11 protein-coding genes are annotated in these 20,484 nt (G+C 61.8%); 3 read left to right on the plus strand and 8 right to left on the minus strand.

The genetic code is table 11. From position 1 onward, the window contains the following. The first annotated feature begins 216 nt into the window (after positions 1 to 216). Positions 217 to 2,364: a Tex family protein gene (locus tag ABCN01_RS04580; protein WP_342996170.1), complete on the plus strand. Its 2,148-nt coding sequence runs from the start codon at positions 217 to 219 to the stop codon at positions 2,362 to 2,364. 380 nt (positions 2,365 to 2,744) lie between these two features. Here the strand turns inward: ABCN01_RS04580 and ABCN01_RS04585 are convergent, their stop codons facing one another. Both ABCN01_RS04585 and ABCN01_RS04590 read right to left on the minus strand, forming a co-directional pair. After that, positions 2,745 to 3,449 (minus strand): transaldolase, encoded by a 705-nt coding sequence (locus tag ABCN01_RS04585; protein WP_342996171.1) that lies wholly within the window; start codon positions 3,447 to 3,449, stop codon positions 2,745 to 2,747. A 193-nt stretch (positions 3,450 to 3,642) separates the two neighbouring features. Further along, the gene (locus ABCN01_RS04590; protein WP_342996172.1) at positions 3,643 to 4,470 is read right to left on the minus strand and encodes an HAD-IIB family hydrolase; all 828 of its coding nucleotides are present in this window, start codon (positions 4,468 to 4,470) and stop codon (positions 3,643 to 3,645) included. A gap of 75 nt (positions 4,471 to 4,545) precedes the next feature. On the opposite strand from ABCN01_RS04590, the gene rlmKL reads away from it, so the two are divergent. Beyond that, a complete protein-coding gene (gene rlmKL / locus ABCN01_RS04595) occupies positions 4,546 to 7,113 on the plus strand; it encodes a bifunctional 23S rRNA (guanine(2069)-N(7))-methyltransferase RlmK/23S rRNA (guanine(2445)-N(2))-methyltransferase RlmL (RefSeq protein ID WP_342996173.1) in 2,568 nt (855 codons plus the stop codon). A 94-nt stretch (positions 7,114 to 7,207) separates the two neighbouring features. Here the strand turns inward: rlmKL and ABCN01_RS04600 are convergent, their stop codons facing one another. From ABCN01_RS04600 to ABCN01_RS04620, 5 genes are all read right to left on the minus strand, one after another. Then, positions 7,208 to 7,921, minus strand: coding sequence for a response regulator (locus ABCN01_RS04600; protein WP_342996174.1), 714 nt, complete (start codon positions 7,919 to 7,921; stop codon positions 7,208 to 7,210). Between the two features lie 4 nt (positions 7,922 to 7,925). Beyond that, on the minus strand, positions 7,926 to 9,551 hold the full coding sequence (locus ABCN01_RS04605) for an ATP-binding protein (RefSeq protein WP_342996175.1): 1,626 nt from the start codon (positions 9,549 to 9,551) through the stop codon (positions 7,926 to 7,928). 111 nt (positions 9,552 to 9,662) lie between these two features. Beyond that, a complete protein-coding gene (locus tag ABCN01_RS04610; protein ID WP_118450240.1) occupies positions 9,663 to 9,857 on the minus strand; it encodes a hypothetical protein in 195 nt (64 codons plus the stop codon). Positions 9,858 to 9,917: 60 nt separating this feature from the next. Next, positions 9,918 to 11,945 (minus strand): KUP/HAK/KT family potassium transporter, encoded by a 2,028-nt coding sequence (locus ABCN01_RS04615; protein WP_343014212.1) that lies wholly within the window; start codon positions 11,943 to 11,945, stop codon positions 9,918 to 9,920. 159 nt (positions 11,946 to 12,104) lie between these two features. Next, on the minus strand, positions 12,105 to 12,974 hold the full coding sequence (locus tag ABCN01_RS04620; protein WP_343014213.1) for a nitroreductase family protein: 870 nt from the start codon (positions 12,972 to 12,974) through the stop codon (positions 12,105 to 12,107). A 213-nt stretch (positions 12,975 to 13,187) separates the two neighbouring features. On the opposite strand from ABCN01_RS04620, the gene ABCN01_RS04625 reads away from it, so the two are divergent. Then, positions 13,188 to 15,488, plus strand: a complete 2,301-nt coding sequence (locus ABCN01_RS04625) for an LTA synthase family protein (RefSeq protein WP_342996178.1) — start codon at positions 13,188 to 13,190, stop codon at positions 15,486 to 15,488. A 685-nt stretch (positions 15,489 to 16,173) separates the two neighbouring features. On the opposite strand, the gene ABCN01_RS04630 is transcribed toward ABCN01_RS04625, so the two are convergent. Next, entirely contained in the window at positions 16,174 to 20,262 is a 4,089-nt protein-coding gene (locus ABCN01_RS04630; RefSeq protein WP_342996179.1) for a fibronectin type III domain-containing protein, read from the minus strand. Positions 20,263 to 20,484 lie beyond the last annotated feature (222 nt).

The raw sequence follows: 20,484 nt of genomic DNA on the forward strand, positions 1-20,484 counted from the left end.
TTTAACCGATCACCCTCAAGCATGCCGAATTTCGCGAGATAAAAACCGCAGGTAAACGGCTTGCCGACTTTCGGAAAACCCAGGTATGGTCAGCCCCTACGGGTAAAACGTAGTAGATAGGCCGTTTTCGTGGCGCGGCCCCAAAACAGCCTTTTGGGACGGGTGGTATCCTTGGTAGCCCTGTGTTGCAAACGCACCTTAAACGCAAGGAGTCCCATGGATCTTATCGCCCAGCTCGCCCGCGAGCTCAACCTTAAGGCCGCCAACATCGAGGCGGCCGTCAAACTCATCGACGAGGGCAACACCATCCCCTTTATCTCGCGCTACCGCAAGGAAGCCACGGGCGGCATGGACGACGTCGCCCTGCGCGCACTCGACGAGCGTCTGTCTTACCTGCGCAATCTTGAGCAGCGCAAAGAGGACGTCATTCTGCTCATCGACGCCCAGGGCAAACTCACGCCAGAGCTTGAGCAGCAAATTCGCGAGGCCACGCAGCTCCAGCGTGTCGAGGACCTCTACAAGCCCTACCGCAAAAAGCGTATGACCCGCGCGCAGAAGGCCCGCGAGGCCGGCCTGGAGCCGCTTGCCAACATGATCATCATGCAGGCCTCGGCCAAGGGCAGCGCACTCGACGCCGCCGCGGCATACGTCAACGAGGAGGCCGGCTTCGACACGCCCGAGAAGACGCTCGCCGGCGCCGCCGACATCGTGGCCGAGACGGTGGCCGAGGACCCCGAGAACGTCGCCGACCTGCGCGCCTTTACGCAAAACACCGCCGATATCGTCGTCGAGGCTACCGACCCCGCGGAGAAGACTCCCTACGAGCCCTACTACAACTTTGACGAGCCGCTGCGCCGTATTCCCAACCACCGTGTGCTGGCTATCGACCGCGGTGAGCGCGAGGGCAAGCTCCGCGTGCGCGTGAACGTCGACGGCGCCGCTGCCACGGCACGCCTCGGCAGCCGTTGGCCCCGACGCCAAGGCGTCTTCGCGCCCGTCTTTGACGCCGCCATCACCGACGGTTACAAGCGCCTGATGGCCCCCTCGCTGGAGCGCGAGGCCCGCGCCAAGCTCACCGTTCGCGCCCAGACCGAGGCCATCAACGTCTTTGCCAAGAACCTTGAGGGCCTGCTCTCGGCACGCCCCGTGCGCGGCGCCCGCGTGCTCGCGCTCGATCCGGGCTACCGCACCGGCTGCAAGGTCGCCGTTATGGACGAGACCGGCAAGCTGCTCGACCACGGCGTGGTCTACCCCACCAAGCCGCGCCACGACGTCGCCGGCACCAAGCGCGAGCTCGCCCGCCTCGTCAAAAAGGACAGCGTCAACACCATCGTCATCGGCAACGGCACCGCCAGCCGCGAGACCGAGGAAGTCGTCTCGGAGTTCATTGCCGAGCAGGCGCCCGGCCTTCGCTACACCATCGTTAACGAAGCCGGCGCGTCGGTGTACTCCGCCTCCGAGCTCGCCAGCCAGGAATATCCCGACCTGGACGTCACCGTGCGTGGTGCCATGAGCCTGGGCCGTCGCCTGCAAGACCCGCTAGCAGAGCTCGTCAAGATTCCGCCCCAGTCTATCGGCGTGGGCCAGTACCAGCACGACCTTGACCAGGCCGAGCTCTCGCGCACTCTGGGCCACGTGGTGGAGGACGTCGTCAACCACGTAGGCGTCGACGTGAATACCGCGAGCGCGAGCCTACTGGGATACGTATCGGGCATCACGCCGAGCGTGGCCAAAAACATCGTGGCCTACCGCGAGGAAAACGGCGCCTTTACCGATCGCCGTCAGCTTAAGAAGGTCCCCAAGCTGGGACCCAAGGCATATCTCAACGCCGCGGGCTTTTTGCGCATCAGCGGTGGCAAGAACCCGCTCGACGCGACAAGCGTCCACCCCGAGAGCTACGAGGTGGCCACATCCGTCCTGGAGCGCGCCGGTGTGGCGGCCAGTGAACTCAGCCGCGGCGGCGTGCCCGACATCGAGCGCCGCCTGGGCAGTATCTCGGCGCTGGCAAGCGACCTGGACTGCGGCACCCTCACGCTCATCGACATCGTCAACGAGCTCAAAAAGCCCGGCCGCGACCCGCGAGACGACGCGCCCGAGGTGGTCTTTAGCCGCTCGGCGCTTTCCATCGATGACCTGGAGCCCGGCATGGAACTCAAGGGCACGGTGCGCAACGTTGTGGACTTTGGCGCCTTCGTCGACGTGGGCGTGCACCAGGACGGCCTCGTGCATATCTCAAAGCTAGCCAACCGCTTTGTCAAGCACCCGAGCGACGTGGTGCGCGTCGGTGACACGGTCAAGGTGTGGGTCGAAAAGGTCGATCGCGACCGCAAGAAGATCTCGCTCACCATGGTACAGGGGAAGTAAACCGCCAAAGCAGGGGTACCCCCTGTAGTGACGTGCAAAATCGCGAGTATTCTGCAAATTCCGCTGTTCCGGATGCCTCCCAGAGGCGAAAAAGCAAAAAACAGCCCCCGTTTTAGCGTCGTCAGAGCCAAAACGGGGGCTGTTCCGTACTTCACCCAACTGGTGAAAGCCTTTACCTTGCTGAATACTCTCAATTTTGCACGGCGCAGGCGGGGGTACCTTTGCCCACGGCAGGATATGGAAACCAAGCGCCAACTTGCTGGCAGGCTCGTGTCGGCAGCCCCGGCCTTTCCTTTGCCTAGCGCGACCCCCGCGAAGCGCGTGAGCGATAGGGAAAGGAAAGCCGGGGCGAGCAGCCCGCGGCGTAGTCAGTGTTCGCGCTACGGCAGGATATGGAAACCGAGCGCCGCGATATCCTTGGCAAAACCGCGCACGGTATCGAGCGAGACCTCGTACGGGTCGCGACCAATGTTCTTGCGCTTGGCCAGGATGCTGTTGGGCACCGTAATGATCTGGCAACCGCAGGCCTCGGCCTGGTAAATGTTGATGAGCTCGCGCGTGGACGCCCACAGGACCTCACAGTTGGGCTTGGCGGCGGCCTTCTTGACCGACTCCGTCATAAACGGAATGGGGTCGACGCCGGTATCGGCGATACGGCCGGCAAAGAGCGAGATGATGGACGGCGTCTCGGCGTCAACGGCTTCGACCATCTCATCGACCTGCGTAGGCGTAAAGATGGTAGTGACGTTGACCTTGATGCCGTCGGCGGAAAGCTTGCGGACCAGCTCGGCGGTGGACTCGCCCTTGGTGGTCACGCACGGAATTTTGACGTAGACGTTCTCGGCCCAGGTAGCGATCTCGCGGGCCTCGACCTCCATGGTCTCGACGTCGTCGGCAAAGACCTCAAACGAGACGGACACATCGGTGATGTGAGCCAGGACCTCTTTGGCAAACGCGCGGTAATCCATCACGCCGCCCTTCTTCATAAGGGACGGGTTGGTCGTGAAACCCTGAACGTTGCCGTTCTCGTACATGTCGAGCATGCCTTCGAGGTTTGCACCGTCAGCGAACACCTTGATTGCCATCTGCCTAATTCCTTTCGTTAGCATACGGCCGATAAACTGCTAAACACTTTACCTACGTTTATCAAAGCGTGAGCTGCGGTTTTTTATCTTCTCGGCGAACGGTATAAACACCTCAGTGTTTGGATTGATAAATCGATTGAGCATGCAAAAGCAAAGAGTCGCAGTTTGAGCAAACGTCAGAACGCGGGATTCATTAGATGAGGCCGAAATGCTGCATCGCTGTGACGGTGCCGTCGTGTGCGACGTCGTCGGTCACGTAGTCGGCGACCGCCTTGACCTCAGGCATGGCGTTGCCCATGGCGACAGCCGTCTCGACCGCAGCGAGCATGCCCAGGTCGTTACCCGAATCGCCGAAGCCAAAGGTGCGCGCGTTGCCGGTGCGACCCAGGTATTCCAGCGCTCGCGCCACGCCTACGCCCTTGTCGATGCCCTTGGGGCTCAGCTCGCGATTCTGACCACCGGTGTTGCACAGCTCAAACTCGCGATCGATAAAGCCATCATCGTTGGCTACGCGAGCCAGGTCGCTCGCGACGATGCCTACCTTGCCCACGCGCAGACGGCCGTCGACGCGCATTTCCTCGGTGCTGTGCACCACAGAAGTGCCGATCAGAGACGACTGCTCAACACCCGCGGGTTCCAGGGCAAAAGTAGCCACGTTGGTCTCGAAAAAGGCTTCAATCCCTGCCGTGGCCATACGGCGTGCAAGCTCCTCAACAATGTCTTCGTCAAAGCAGTCCTCATACACCACGCGGCCCTCGACCTCGAGCGTGGCGCCCGCCATGGCAACGACGCCCGCGGGGTCGAGCGCACGCAAGCTATCGGCGATGAGCCACAGGGGGCGACCCGTGCAGATAAACGCCTTGTGTCCCGCGTCGCGCAGACGATGAAACGCCTCGACGACCGCCTGCGAGGGGCGAACCGCCGAAAAGTCCTTATCGGTCATATCGTCGGGATCGAACGACGTCAGCGTGCCGTCCACGTCAAAAAAGAGCACAGCGGGTTCGGGGCACGCATCAATCATATGGGTTCCTTTCGAGGATAAGGGCAAACGAAGCATCCATCATATAATGGAGCGACGCAACCAGAGAGGTCACCCATGGAATTTTACGCAAGCTGCCCCGAGGGCTTTGAGTCCGCACTCGCCGATGAGCTTAAACGCCTCGGGCTTTCGCATGTTCGCCGGCTGAAGGGCCGCGCCACATTTGAGGGCGAGCTCGAAGAAGGCTACCGCGCCTGTCTGTGGTCACGCCTGGCGAGCCGTGTGTTCGTGGTACTCGGGCGCTTTGAGGCGCAGGATGCCGATGAACTGTACGACAGCGTTTACGACATCGCTTGGGAGACCATCATCCGCCCCGGCGCCACCATCGCCATCACCGCCCGCGGCGTGACCGAGCAGCTGCGCAACACGCGCTTCTCGGCCCTGCGCGCCAAGGACGCATTGTGCGACCGCTTGGCCGAAACCACGGGCCGTCGCGCCGATGTCGACGCCGCCGATCCCGATGTTCACCTGCTGCTTTCGCTGCGTCAGCGCCGCGCGAGCATCAGCCTGGACCTTTCGGGCGACCCGCTGTTCAAACGCCTGCCGCCCGCAGCGACCCGCGCCGGCGAGGGCTCGCACGTGCTGCGCCCCGACTACGCCGCCCTGGTGCTGGCGCAGGTCGGCTGGACCGCACTGTGCCAGCGCGAGTTGACGGCCGACGATTACGAGAACGAAGCCCTTCCCACGCTGATCGATGCCTCGTGCGCCGGCGGCGGCCTGTTGCTGGAAGCCGTGAACATTCTGACCGACCGCGCCCCGGGCGCCGCACGCGAGCGCTGGGGCTTTGAGGGCTGGCAGCCGCACGACGCCGCTCTGTGGGAGCAGCTGCTTGCCGAGGCGCGCGAGCGCGAGGCGGCAGCGCGCGAGCGGCAGGCGCGCATCGTGGCCGTAGACATCGACCCCGCTGCCCGCAAGACCGCCGAGCGCATGGTCAAGAGCGCCGGCTATAAGCGTTTTGTCGACTTTTGTGCCGCCAAGCCCGCCACCGTGCTGGACCATGTGGGCGCTGTCGCCGGCGCCGCCGCGGTCGCAGACACCACCGAGACTCCGCTTTCGCTCATGCACGACGCCATGACGCTGGTCGGCGAGCTGCGCCGCGCGCCCGAGCTCGCTTCGGCACCGGTCGCCGCACTCACCCGCGACGGATTGCTGGCCCGCGCGCTCCACGCCGAGCCCGAACGTTCGATCGCCATCATGCCCAACAACGAGGAGGCAACCGTCGAAGTCTGGCCTTCGCTCGACCACGCCGCCGCAGCGTTTGAGGCTGCGACCAGTGCGGATGCCAAGGCCGAGGTTGCGGATGCCAACGAAGCCAACGGCGAAGCCGCCGCTTCCTCCATGCCCGAACCTGCCGCCACGCTCGACTTGGGCGACGGCAAGCCGCTGCCCGTGCTCATCCCCGAGTCCGAGCAGTTCGCCAACCGCCTGCGCAAGAACGCCCGTCTGCGTCGCAAGTGGGCCAAGCGCGAGGGCGTGAGCTGCTACCGTGTCTACGATGCCGACCTACCCGACTACTCCGCCGCCATCGACCTGTACGAGGGCTGCCCGCAGACGCCGGGCCGCTGGCTCGTCATCGCCGAATACGCCGCGCCCAAGACCATCGACCCCGCACTGGCCCAGGCCCGCATGCTCGACATCTTGGCCATCGCGCCGCGCATCCTAGATGTTCCCGCCGAGCATGTGCACGCCAAGGCGCGCATGCGTTCGCGCGGCGGCTCGCAGTACGGCAAGCAGGGCGCCGGCAAGGGCGGCCCGGGCGAGCGCGCCAATATCGCACGCCGTCGCCTGCCGCTCATCGAAGAAGGCGGCCTTACCTTTGCCGTCAACTTTGACGACTACCTGGACGTCGGCATCTTCTTGGATCACCGCGTCACCCGCAACCTGGTGCGCGAGCACGCCAAACAGGCGCGCCGCTTCCTCAACCTGTTCGCCTATACCGGCACCGCCACCTGCTATGCGGCAGACGGCGGCGTCGAGGAGACCGTGACGGTCGACCTTTCCAACACCTACCTGGACTGGGCCGAGCGCAATATGCGCCAGAACGGCTTTGTTGGTCCGCAGCATCATTTTGTGCGCGACGACGTGCTCGCCTGGATTCGCGACCAGCGCCAGACGCGCAACCGCTGGGACCTGATCTTTGTCGACCCGCCCACGTTCTCGAACTCGTCCAAGATGGGCCGCCGCACCTGGGATGTCCAGCGCGACCATGTTGAGCTTTTGGCCGGCGTATCGCGCCTGCTCGCACAGGGCGGCCACGCCATCTTTAGCTGCAACCTGCGTGGCTTCCGCCCCGAGACGCGCAAGCTCGCACGCGCGGGCGTCGTGCTGGAGGACATTACGGCGCAGACCATCCCCGAGGATTTCGCGCGCAACCAGAAGGTGCACCACTGCTATATCGTGCGCCGCCTGCCCATTGAGGACGCCATGGCCGAGATCGGCTTTAGCGCCGAGGAGATTGCCGAGCGTGTCGAGGAGCTGCGCAACCCCGAGGCCCGCAAGCCTCGCGCGGCAGTGCCTGGCCATGTGCACGCCGGCGACGGCAAGCCGCACGTCACCGGCAGCCCCTCCCCCGCCGGCAAGCCCAAAAAGAAGAAGTTCTACGCCAGCAAGCCCAAAGGCAAATAACAAAGTTGCGGTGGAATACGGACTGTTTTGCCTGGAATTAGGCAAATTTAGACCGTATTTCACCGCAACTCATAGTGGGATGGTGGTTGGCGATCTAGCCTTGGGTGACCAGGCGATAGCCGATACCCACGTGCGTCTGGATATAGCGCGGGTGCGCGGGGTCGGACTCAATCTTCTTGCGCAGCGTGCCCATAAAGACGCGCAGGCTCGCCAGGTCGCTCTTAGTTGCCGTGCCCCAAATCTCGTGCAGGATAAACTGGTGCGTCAGTACCTTGTCGGCGTTGTGTGCCAGCAGGCACAGGAGCTTATACTCGATCGGCGTCAGATGCAGTTCCTCGCCATCCATCGTGGCGATGCCGGCATCAAAATCGATATGCAGCTCACCGGTATCGAACGAGCCCTCGGAGGCAACACCGCCCGTTTGCGCATACGAAAGGCGCCTGAGCGTCGTGCGAATACGCGCGAGCAGCTCCTCGACCGAAAACGGCTTGGTCAGATAGTCGTCGGCACCGGCATCGAGCGCGCGGATTTTGTCCGCATCCTCGCTGCGCGCCGAGACCACGATAATCGGCATGCCCGACCATGCGCGCACCGACTCCACCACCTTGACGCCGTCCATATCGGGCAGGCCCAGATCGAGCAGCACAATGCTCGGCGCCTGCGACGAGGCGGCGGCGATGGCGGCATGGGCGGTCTCCACGGCCATATGGCGCAAGCCGTGCGTCTCGAGCGCGGCAACGATAAGGTTGCGGACAGCGGGATCGTCCTCAACGACCAAGATGAGCGGTTTTACGGCAGAGTTCGGCACAGCGCTACTCCTTATCAAACGAAACATCGGCGGCGGGAAGCTCAATCGTAAAGACCGAGCCGTGCGGGTCCGCCGCGGCAACCTCTATGCTACCGCCATGTGCCAGCGCAATGGAGCGGCAGAGCGAAAGTCCCAGGCCCACGCTGCGGCGGCTGTCGGCCAAACCGTGGTTGGCGGTATAGAACGACTCAAAGATGCGCTCGCGATCCTCGGGCGCAATACCCGGACCGTCATCGGCAACCGAGCACGCCACGCGTCCATCGTCGACGCTAATCGAAATCATGATATGCGAGCCCGCGGGCGTATAGGTGATGGCGTTGTTCACCAGATTGACCACCAGCTGCACCATCAGGCGCGCGTCTACATTGACGAGCGCCGGTTCATCGCACGCCACAACCTTAAGGTCGTGCTCGCGCACGGCAGGGTTCACGTGACGCAGCGCCTCCTCGACGATATCGTCCATGAGCTCGAGCGTGGTCGACAGGCGCATGCCGCCGCCCTCGAGCTTGGTGATGGCGAGCAGGTTCTCGACGGTGGCGTTGAGCCATTGCGCATCCGAGCGAATGGACAGGAGCAGGCCGCGGCGCGTCTGGGCGTCGAGCACGGCGGTGCCGGTCGAGCCCTGGTCGAGCAGCACGTCGGCATTGCCCGAAATACTGGTGAGCGGCGTGCGCAGATCGTGCGAGATGGAACGAAGCAGGTTGGCGCGCAGCTGTTCGTTTTTGGCGAGTACCGCCGCCTCCTCGCGGGCTTCCATGGCGCGAGCGCGATCGAGCGCCAGCTCGCCTTCGCTCACGATGGCATCGGCAAGTGTCCGTTCCTCATGCGTCAGTACGTCGGGCTCGGCAACGATAGCCAGCACGCCCACCACCGAGGCGGGGTCGCCCGAGCGCGCGAAGCCGTCGCCTGTGCGAACCGTCAGGTAGATGCCATAAAACGCCGAGCCGCCAAACGTGGCGTCGAGCGGCGTTCCCACATAGGCGGACGCCGAGAGCCGCGGCGGCATCTGCGGCGCCAGCTCGTGCACCGGCGCGGCATCGCCCACGACCGTATACGTCGCACGCGGCAGCAGGTCATCGCCCTCGGCGTCGGCGCTGTACCACACGACCGGACAGCCCGAAAGACGCGCCAGCTGGGTTGCCGTGGCATGGACAATCTGCTGCTCGTCGGCGCAGCGCTGCAGCATGCGGTTGGTCTCGAGCACCATATGCGTGCGGCGGTCGCTAGCAGCGGCCTGCGCCAGGGCACGGCGCAGGGCCAAGGCAATCGAGCTCGACACGAGCGAAACCACAAACATGATGAAGAACATGCCGGGATAGCCGCGGTCGATAAGCGACAGCGAGTAGCGCGGGTCGACAAACAAGAAGTTGTAGAGCGCCACGGCGGCAGCCGAGCTCAGCAAGCAATACAGGCGACTCCAGGTAAAGAATGCGCACAGCTGAACGGCGAACACATAGACGATCATGATGCTCGGCGCGAGACCCGGATGGTCGAGCAGCGCGCCCACAATCGTCGCCGCGACCAGCAGCCCCACTGATACGCAGGCGTCATACAGAGGAGTGCGGCGCGTCAGCGTTGTGCGCCGCCACCAAAAGCTATCGGCAATATCGCCGTCCGTACGGACGTCCATCAGCGCCCCGCCCCTCTCTCAAAAACAAAAACCACCACAAAGGGACAGGCACCTTTGTGGTGGTTTCCCTTGTGGTGGTTCCAAGTGTATAGCCTTTGCAACCGGCGGTCGCTAGACAAACAGCACGTGCGCGAGCAGGGCACACACGCACACCGCTCCAAATACCAGTGCCACGATCGAGATCACGCGGTCGGCCATGTCCATGTTGGCACGGTTCGTCAAAAACCGATCTTCGGCGGCGTCGGCGCGTGCCTCACGTACCAGCTCGGCAACCACCTCGCGGCCATCAAGCATCTTTGCATCCATGTTTGCCTCCCCGGTCTCAATCTTGTCCATCGAAAACCAACTCCATGCAACTGTCGGCGCCTACGGCCGCTCGTTGGGGGCCAGGCGCTGCATCTTATTCACAGCCTTGAACTTGGTGAACAGCGGCACGTACTCAAAGCTCACGTTGGAGTTCTCCAGGCCGTACCAGCGTGCAGGCGTGCCGGCGGCACGGCGGATGATGTACTTGAGCGTGATGGCCGTACGCTCGCTGGGCTCCACATCGCTTTCGGGCGCCAGAAGCTTACGAATCAAGACGAACTTGAACGTGCCGATGTTACCCGGATCCTTGTAGACCGAGTAGTCATGCGTCTGCGGCGGCAGCTCGCCGGTGGCAGCCAGGTCCTGAACAACCTGACGCAGGTAGGCATTGACGCGCTGGTTGATCTTGTAGCCCAGGTACAGATGCACGCGGAACACGTAGTCGGTGCCGAACGTCTCGACCGAATAGGCAAAGGTGTGCGGTTCGTCCATGGTCTCGACATTCACAAACCACCAGGCGCGGGCGCGCTTGGGATGCTTGTCCAAGATCGAATAGACGATATCGCGGTCGATGTAGTCGGTATGGGTGTCCTTGGTCAGGTACACGACGTTGTCGCTCATGCGCTCGTAACGGTCGTCGTCACGCAGGCGCTTGAGCTGCGGCAGGTAGCTGCGCAGCGGCAGCAGCGTAAACTGGCGCTGCTCGACCGCCGTGCCGTTGTACCAGCACACCATAATGCCCATGATGAGTGCAGCCATGAGGATGGTGAAGTAGCCGCCGTGGAAGAACTTGGTGAGCGAACTCACGAAGAAGAAGCCCTCGAGCATAAGGAAGAACGCAACGAAGATATACGGGGCGACCTTAAGGCCGCGATCGACATGCAAGTAGAAGAAGAGCAGCAGCGTCGTGCACATCATGGTCAGGGTGATCGCCAAGCCGTAAGCGGCCTCCATGTGCGCCGAGCTCTGGAACAGCAGCACCACGATGACGCAGCCCACAAGCATGACGTTGTTGACCATGGGAATATAGAGCTGGCCCTTGGTCTCGGCAGGGTAGAAGACCTGCATGTGCGGCATGAGGTCCAGGCGGCTGGCCTCGGACACCAGCGAGAATGCGCCGGTGATGAGCGCCTGCGAGGCAATGATGGCCGCGACGGTGGAAAGGCCGACGGCAAACGGGCGCAGGCCCGGGGCGAGCATCTGGTAGAACGGGTTGAGATCGGCAATGCCCATGAGCTCGGGGTTGGCGGCGTTGTTCATAAGCCAAGCGCCCTGGCCCATATAGGAAAGCAGCAGGCAGCACTTAACGAACGGCCAGGTAGCGTAGATGTTGCCGCGGCCGACGTGGCCCATGTCGGAGTAGAGCGCCTCGGCACCGGTGGTGGCGAGGAAGCAGCTGCCCAGAATCATGATGCCCGCGTGGTTGTTGGGGCTCAGCAAAAAGGCGATGCCGCGCACCGGGTTGAGGCACAGCAGCACGGCGGGGTGCTGGAAGACAAAGAACAGACCCGTGCCGCCCAGGAACAGGAACCACAGCGTCATGATGGGGCCAAAGGCGTGACCGATCTTGGCCGTACCGATGCGCTGTACCAAGAAGAGCACGATGATGATGGCGAGCGTAATGGCGACGACGCGGCCTTGGTCATCGCCCAGCACGGCATGGACCGCCGGGATGGTGCGCAGGCCCTCGATGGCCGTGGTAACGGTAACGGCCGGCGTGAGGATGCCGTCGGCGAGCAGCGCGGCGCCACCTAGCATGGCGGGGATGATAAGCCACTTGCCACAGCGCTTGACCAGACTGTACAGGGCAAAGATACCGCCCTCGCCATGGTTATCGGCGCGCAGCGAGATGAGCACATACTTGATGGTGGTCAGCAACGTGACCGTCCACACGACAAGGGAGAGCGCGCCGAGCACGAACTCCTCCGTGACGCTTCCGATGCCGCCGTTGCCGGCAACGAGCGCCTTGGTTACATACATAGGGCTGGTGCCGATATCGCCGTACACCACGCCCAGCGTGACGAGCATCGCCGAGATGCTCACAGGAATCGCAGCGTGCGAAGCTGCCTCCTTGGCCTTTTGTTCCATAAGCCGGTTTCCTCCCAACTTTAATGTTCGAAGGAATTATAGGTAATCGGCCCATGTTTGAATGGCACTGTTTTCCCAGCTAGATAAACATTTATACGGCCTTTAAGCCACCTCGGCGATATGGAATGTGACAAAGGGACTGTCTCTTTGTCGCATCCGTCATTTTCCGAGCCAATTTTTGAACCACCACTCCATGGAGCGGCTCATCTCGGCCATAAAGGGACTCGTGTGCTTGCGGGTATAGATGTCCACGACGCGCTCCCCCACCACGCGGGCATGCGGACGGAACATCGCGTCCATCTCGGCTACCTGCGCGTCCATGGTCGCGGCATCGGCGCGGCAGTAGCGCTCCTCGTGCACCAGGTTCACCACGGGATGCGCAATGGCCGGACGCTCCTTACGGGGCGTGCCGATGATGAGCATCGACAGCGGCATGGTATAGGGCGGCAGATCGAGCAGCGCGGCAACTTCCTCGGCGTTCTCGACGATGTCGCCGATATAGCAGCTCCCCAGCCCCAGGGCCTCGGCGGCGACCACGGCGTTTTGCGCGGCGATCACGGCATCCTGGGCCGCGATGGCAAAGTCGCCCAGACCCGGCGCGCGGCGGGGCGCCTTGCCCGTACGCTCTACAAACTCGGGCTCAAAGCAGCCCACGTGCTCAAACAGATCGATCCACTTGGCATAGTCGACCACAAATATAAGTGCCCAGGGCGCCTTGGCGATCATGGGCTGGTGGTCGCACAGGTCGGCCAGACGATCCAGCGTAGCCTGCTCGCGAATGCTCACGATGGAATACATCATCATGGCGCCCGCCGACGGCGCGCGACTCGCCGCATGCAAAATTGCCGCCCGCTGCTCGTCGGTCACCGCCACGGGACGGTCGTCGTCATCACGCGCGAAGGCACGCGTGGAGGAACGGTGCTCCAACGTGTCCAGCACCGCATTGCCCGTCGTCTCGACCGGATAGCCGCCCGCGTCCATGCCAGCGTCCACGTCACCCGCACTCGTCATACAAGCCCGTTCGTTCATCGCCTCATCCTCGCTAATTCTTTAAGAAGCCTTTACGTTTCCGTGTAATTCCCGTCCATTATCGCGCAGGTCGCCACTACATTGCGCCACACCGCCACACGCGCGCGTTAATATGGCTGGTTGTTGTGCGCAGCCACCAATTGCAGTGCATATCTTGGTAACAATCGGGTAAACCCCCGCTTTCGTAGGTTTTAGTTTGTGAGGAGTCTCAGCATGTTCGCTGCCGCCATCTCGCTCGTCGGTCTTGCGGCGACCGTCTACCTTGTCTTGCGCGAGGCCAAAGCCATTCGCGCAAAGTCGGGCACCGTTGCCAAAAGCGCTCTTGGGTGGAGCGTCGCCTTCGGCCTGTTCCAGGTCTTTTTGACTATTTGGGGCGCCGTGGGCCTCGTCGCTCAAAACGAGCCGCTCGCCTTTGTGATGCTCATCCTGACCAACGCCATCCTCACCGGCTGCGCTTGGGCCAGCATCGCACGCGACCGCATCGCCCCGCGCGTCTTTGCGTTCGCCGCGCCCGACGCCCCCGCCCCCACCGGCAAGCTCGCCCGCCTGCGCGGCGCCTTTGTGGGCAAACCGCTCGTCGCCGCCGTCCTGTGCCTGCTGCTCGCCGGCGTCTTTGCGCTGCTGGGCATGGAGGTATCGTCCAACCACGACTTTACCTGGGTCTACCCCCTGTGCATCCTGCTCGAGTGGGCCATCATCACCACGCTCATGGTCGGCCTGTTCTTCCTGTTCCAGCGCCACGGCGCAGCTCCCGCGGTCCTGGCCTTTGCCCTCTTTGTCCTGGGCATTGCCGAGTTCTTCGTCATCACGTTTAAGTCCATGCCCATCCAGCCGGGCGACCTTTCGGCCATCTCCACCGCCGCCGCGGTCGCCGGCACCGGCTACACCTTCTCCATCTCGCTGTTCTGCGTGCTGTCCATGGGCTTTACCGCCATCGCCATGCTGCTGTGCGAGTACGCCGGCCTGGTGGCACCGCACCGTCAGAAGGGCGCCGCCAACGCCAAGCGCGTGCTGCTCACCAATCTGCTCGTCGCCGTGCTGTGCCTAGGCGGCGTGACCGCGCACGTCACGCTCATCGACTACTACAACACCCTCGGCATCACCGTCTACACTTGGCGCCCGCTCGAGAGCTACTGGCGCGAGGGCTACCTGCCCGCTTTCATTAGCGCAGCGCAGTCCATCAAGCCGCCCAAACCCGCCGACTACTCCGTCGACGATGCCAAGGCCACGCTCAAAAAGTACGCCAAGGCCTACGACAAGTCCGACGCGGCCAAGAGCGACGAGCGCGCCGCCGCAAAGGAGCAGTTCGATAGCGAGAAGCCCACGGTCATCGCCATCATGAACGAGACGTTCTCGGATCTGTCGATCTACCAGAACATGCGCGCCGGCTACGAGGGTCCGCAGTACTTTAAGAACCTGTCCGACTGCCTCAGCCGCGGCAAGCTCTATGTGAGCGCCTACGGCGGCGGTACCGCCAATACCGAGTTTGAGTTTATGACCGGCAACTCCATGGCCAACCTGGGCTCGGGCGTGTACCCCTACACCATCTACAACATGGAGACGACCGGGAACTTAGCCGAGCAGTTCAAGTCGCTCGGATATTCCACCACGGCTATGCACCCCAACCACGCCACCAACTGGAACCGCGAGAACGTCTACAAGGACTTTGGCTTTGACCAGTTCCTGTCCATCAACGATTTCCAGGGTGCCGATACCCTACGCGGCATGGTGACCGACCAGGCTACCTACGACAAGATTCTTGAGCTGCTCGACCAGAACGCCGATCCGCAGTTTATCTTCGACGTGACCATGCAGAACCACTCGGGCTACGATACGGGCCTGCTGCCGGTCGACAAGCAGATGCACCTGAATATCGACACGACCGACCTGGACGCCAAAACCGTCGAGGACGGCACGCTCTCCGATGTCGACGAGTATGTCTCGTGCATCGAGCAGTCCGACCAGGCGCTTCGCTACTTCCTCAACGCCCTGAGCAAGCTCGACCGCAAGGTGGTCGTGGTGTTCTGGGGCGACCACCAGCCGTTCTTCCCGTCCAAGTTCAACGACAAGTGGTTTACCGGCGAAGACGACGCCACGCACCAGGAGCGTCTGTGGCAGACCGACTACATCATCTGGGCCAACTACGACGTTGCCGGCTGCGACCAGACGAGCGAGGTCGACGACCTGTCCACCAACTACCTGTCCACGCAGCTTATGCAGCTGATCGGCGCACCGCTGACCGACTACCAGAAAGCGCACATGACGCTGCGCGAGTCGCTGCCCGCCATCAACTCGGTGGGCTACGAGGACGCCAGCCTGCGCTGGGCGCTTTCCTCCAACGTCACCGGTGACGATGCCGCCGCCGCAGCCGCCACCAAGGCGCGCGAAGATTACGCCAAGATGCAGTACTACGAGATGTTCCGCGACGGCAAGAACGTGTACACCGAGCACTTCCAGACCGAGGCCAACGAGACCGACCCCAACCTGGCACCGGGCACGACCAAGATCAAGTAACGACTAGCTGCGAGTTCATAACTGAAACGTCTGTCCGGGCGGAGGCATATAAGGTTCCCTGCTCGGACAGTCCTGCGCAAGACGGAGGCCACATTAAGTGACCTCCTTTGCGTGCGGAACTCGCGATGAACCTTATATGCCTCCGCCCGGACAGACGCCCTGTTGTTGGAGCACGGCTTGTCTTGGGCGTATCGCCGAACATATATAAGTTGAAGGCCACGTTATGTGGCCTTCTTTGTTTGCGGAAAGTGTGTCCCGGAATTCTTGTCTGGAATGGGATGCAGTTTCCGCTTGGGACCCGATTGGGAAAGTGTGTCCCACTATTCAGCTGGATTCCGGGATGTATTTTCCGGTTGAGGCTCGTTGGGAAAGTGCGTCCCACTTTGGGGGCTGATTCTGGGACGTGGTTTCCGGTTGGCTCTCATTGGGAAAGTTCATCCCATTTCTTGGCCTAATTATGGGACGCAGTTTCCCGTTGAGGACCCTTTGGGAAAGTGCGTCCCGGTCTGGGCGCTCAAACTGGGATGGATTTTCCGGATGAGGGCTTGACGGAAAATGTGTCCCGTTCCGGGCGCTAATTGTGGGATGCAGTTTCCGCTTGCGGAGTCTCCACTCAACAGAAAACCCGGGTGGCCTGTTTTTTGGCTACCCGGGTTTTTGGGTTGTCGATATGTTCGACTGGCTACTAGTGGGTCTTGCGGCGCTTGATCAGCATGATGAGGGCTATCACTACGAACGTTGCTCCCGCTGCTGCTGCGGTGGCGACTAGGGCGAATGTTTGGTCGCCGGTGTTTGCGAGGTTCTTCGCTGTGGTCGTAGTCTTGACCTTGGTGTCGGTCTTAGCTCCGTTGTCGGACTTGGGCTTGTCCGGGTTCGTCGGGGTCTCAGGAGTCTCGGGGTCCTTTGAGCCTTCGGAATCGGTTGGGCCGGCGGTGTTTACCAGCGTATGGTCCAGGAACTTCTTGGCGCCCGCACTTGCCTGTGAGAACAGGCGGCGCGTGCGGATTGGGGTGGCGTTCACCGTTGTGGGCGCCGTCTCCTCGGCCTCGATATTCACGAGCGTCGTGCCGGTGTCGAGGCCCACGTCGTTGTATCCCACGTGGCAGTAATACTGCGCACCGTCATCGTCTGCGGTCAGGTCAATCTCGAGCTTTGAGGCCGTTCCAGCCGCGAGGTTGCCATCGGCACCCACGAGCTTAAACTCTGTCTCGCCGCGGCCCTTGCGGTACCACATATAGGTCGGTGCCAGCCCTGTTTCGCTATCGTCGGCACCGAGTTGCTTCACATGGCCAATCGCCGAGAGCGTCAGGTGGCTTCCCGCCGCGCGCTCAACCGAAGAGTCGTATCCAAGATCCGACCCCTCCGCAGCATCCGCCGCAGGTCCGCTCACGGTCATCGTCATGCCATCGGGCATGGTCTTGACCGTGATGATTGCCGAGCGAATACCTGTTTCGGTCGTGGATCCATTCTTAACGGCGGCGATGGCGAATCGATACTCCGTATTGGGCTGCAGCCCATCCCACTTGAGCGAGGTCTGCGTGTTGTCGGCAATCTTCCAGCTATTGACGACCGCATCCGCCGCATTGCTCTGCAGCATGCCCACGCCGTAGCTAAAGCCACTCTTGTTTGCGAGTACATCGTCCCAGCTAAACGTAACGCTGGTCGAATCGACGGCGTTTGCCGTAAAGCCCGTCACGGCCGGCGCGTCGGGCATCTCGACGTCCTTAACGTCATAGCCCACGATCCAGAACTGGTCGGTGTCCTTGGTGCCGAGCTTGTCGCCCGAGTCTGCCTCGAACTTGTCGACATCCACCGCGTTGACGCCCAGACGCCACACAAAACCGTACTTGCCCTGCGCGGCCTCGGGCAGGTTGTCGACGGTGCCGCCGTATTCGGTCGATTCACTCGAGGAGTTACCCGTAGTAAAGCCGGCGTTGGCACCAAAGCACAGGCCGCCAAACAACTCGTGCTTTGCGAGCTTCGCGCCCATGACAACGCTGCCGTTCAGCGTCAAGCCGAGCTCGAGCTCCTGCTCCTTGCCCTCCTCGACTTCGATGGTCTGCTCAATGCTCGCCCCCGACTGCGCGGCGGCGCCGTTAAACCCATCGTGCGTGTAGGCGCGCGTTACGCCAGGCTTGCCCAGGCCAAAGGAATCCCCAACGGGAGTCTCGCCGTTGAGCGTCGTTTGATAGGTTCCGGGTTCTCCCGACCGGTTGGTCAAAAAGTAGCTGAGCGGCGTCATATTGTGCTGTTTGGCAATGCGGTCATAGGCCTCGACATTAACGACCGAGGTCTGCGCGCCGAGCGACACGGGCGCCGCCATCACGCCCTTGCCACCAGTTTCCTCATTTTCGATCTCATACTCGTAATAGACCATCGGAATCGTGTAGAGCACGGCCTTGTCACCCTCGCCGGCATGCGACTCATAGCTTACGCTTGCGCTGACCGTGCGCTCGCTCCGGTAGTCATAGCATCCCTCGGCGGCAAAATCGACTGAAGCATTCATCGCGACCAGGGGCGGACCGGTCTGCACCTCGACGGCAACGCCCAACTCGGCGCCAATGGTATAGCCCTGGGATGTCCCCGTGCCCTTTTCCTCTCCGTATGACGTGCCGCCCAACACCAGATAGCCGTATGCCTGCTCCAGATCCTCAACATAGGGCGCATCCTGCAGCACGGCAAGCACGCGCGGGTTGGTATAGACCTTGTAGCGGTCCTTGTACGTGATCTTGACGCTGTCGTTGTCGACATCGGGCAGCGCGAGCGAGATAAATGTGCCGTAGGTAGTGCCGCGACGGTTGCTCTCGCTAATCACCTGCTCCTCGCCGCGGCGCACCTTTCCGTTCTCGTCGAGCGAAAAATGCGAGGCGGTCATCCAATAGTAGTCATCGTTCTTGCGCAGGTCCTCGTCGCGGTGCTTGCCCACCACGGCGATAAAGCTCTCGTTATAGCGGTCCGAACCCGAGACGCTGCCCGCCTTGACGTCGCTGATCCACACCTGCTCTATACCCTTGTGGTCATGCTTGTTGCTGCTGTTGTATTGCTGACCGCTCATGCTCATGGTTCCGACCATGGACCCCAAGCCCTGAGCCCCGCTCTGTGCCGTGTTGCAGGCAAAGTCGCGGAACACATCGCCACCCACGAGCACCTCGTCGACCGCCAGCTGCTCGGACAGGCCGTCAAGGTTGGCAGTGGCAAGGGCAATAGGCGCCAAGGTGCACGGATAGCGCTTATCCTGAGCGCTATCCTTCCATGCGCTGGTGGGCACATGCATCAGCCCATAGGAGGCGAGGAGCCCGTCTCTGTATTCCTTACAATCGGAAAGCTTGAACTCGCCAGACTCCGAGTCAAAATACGCGTAGCGGTACAGCGCGCCGTACAGCCCCTTGCTGCCGTCAGAAGCGCCGTAATCAAAAGCGCTGCGTTGCCAGTCATAGCCCGCAAGAATAAGGCCCGTGACGGTTTCACCCGTCTTCTTTCCTTCTTCATCGTAGGCGGCAAACGTGCCGAACGTCGCATTCGCAGCGACCATGGTCTTGCCGTTCGCGGAGAGGGAGATTGCGCCCGCGTCGCCCAGAGCATCGACATGGACGAGCGCACCCTTGGATGCATCCCACGAAAACAGCTCGCAATGCGTCGACTTATCAATATTCTTCTTGCCGTAGGGTGCCGAGACCACGATGGCGAGGTCATCGCAAAAATCGCGATCGAGGTCGCCGGCCGCTAGCGAAACGACAGGAGCTGACTGAAGCTGCGTCCAGGAGTCGTTCCCGCCCTTGTTGTGCGTGGTGTAGTCCGCGGCGTTACCGGCATCGATCTTGACGACGCTTTGCTTCCAGTTGCCGCCCTCCAAGTCATACATGTCGACTACAGCCTTGCGCACGCCGTTCTCGTCGACATAGCAGCCCGCGTAGACAAAAAGCTCGTCGACGCCGTCGCCATCGACATCGCCCGCCTCGACATCAAAGACGGCGTCGTGCTCTTGCAGGTAACCGGCATCCAGGTACTTAAAACGGCCTTCGTACATCATATTAGTGTTGACCGTCACCGGCAGGTGTGTGTCGAGAGTGCGCGTACGCCCGTTGCTAAACGAGTAGAGGACCAGCTCAACCTTTCCGGCGTATGACTTGCCGTCAATCGTCGTGGAGGAACTGTCGCCGTAGGCACGGAGCTCGGCAACGCGGCTCTTTTTGCCCGTGCTGGCGTCGCTGCAGAACTCAACACTCGTGGCGTGAATGCCCGAGAAACCGTTGTTGTCGTTGGCGAGTACTGTTGAGGACTCATTGTTGCTTAGGTACGACCAGGTGCCGCCACCGTAGTCGCTATGCTTGTAGAGATCGCTGTTCGTATCGAAGTTGTTGACGTTTTGCCAGAACTTTGCGGCGCCCCACACACTTCCATAGCCATCGGTGAGTTTGCTGCTGCCGCCAATGTCACCGCGCTCGACGTTCTCGAGCTTGTCGCGCAGAGTGTAGCGATTGCCATGGCTACCGTTAGCTGCCATATAGACCTCGCTGCGCGTGGCAAACGTCGTGGGGGTATCAGTGGAATAGGGGCCAACGGTATCGGCCGGAATGTCCTCGCTCGTGCCCAGACCCAGGGCTTGATAATCCTGCTCGGTCATATCGGTGATTGCGGGCGCGTCTGCCGCCTGGGCAACCTGGGGCGTGGCCGTGAAGCAGGCGACGCTCGTGGCGATCAACGCAGCAAGCGCCGCCGTCCCAACAAGCGGGATTTTCGACAGCCTACGGATACGGGGGTGTGCAACGTACATGAGGGACCTCGCTTTATTCGAGTGGAGTGGACTCATTTTTGCAAATGATGCATCCGATGCCCGATATCACGTGTCTCATTTTCGCCAACGGCGTGTCTCATTTTTGAGAATCCGAGATGCCGCGGAAATCTTATCCCAGCTCAAAGGCCATTTCTGGGATGTATTTTCCGTCGAGTGCCTCATCGGGAAACTGCATCCCATTTCAAGCGTCGATTCTGGGAC

Origin of the sequence: Collinsella aerofaciens (assembly GCF_039062365.1) — a bacterium.
In the GTDB taxonomy this organism is placed as follows: Bacteria; Actinomycetota; Coriobacteriia; order Coriobacteriales; family Coriobacteriaceae; genus Collinsella.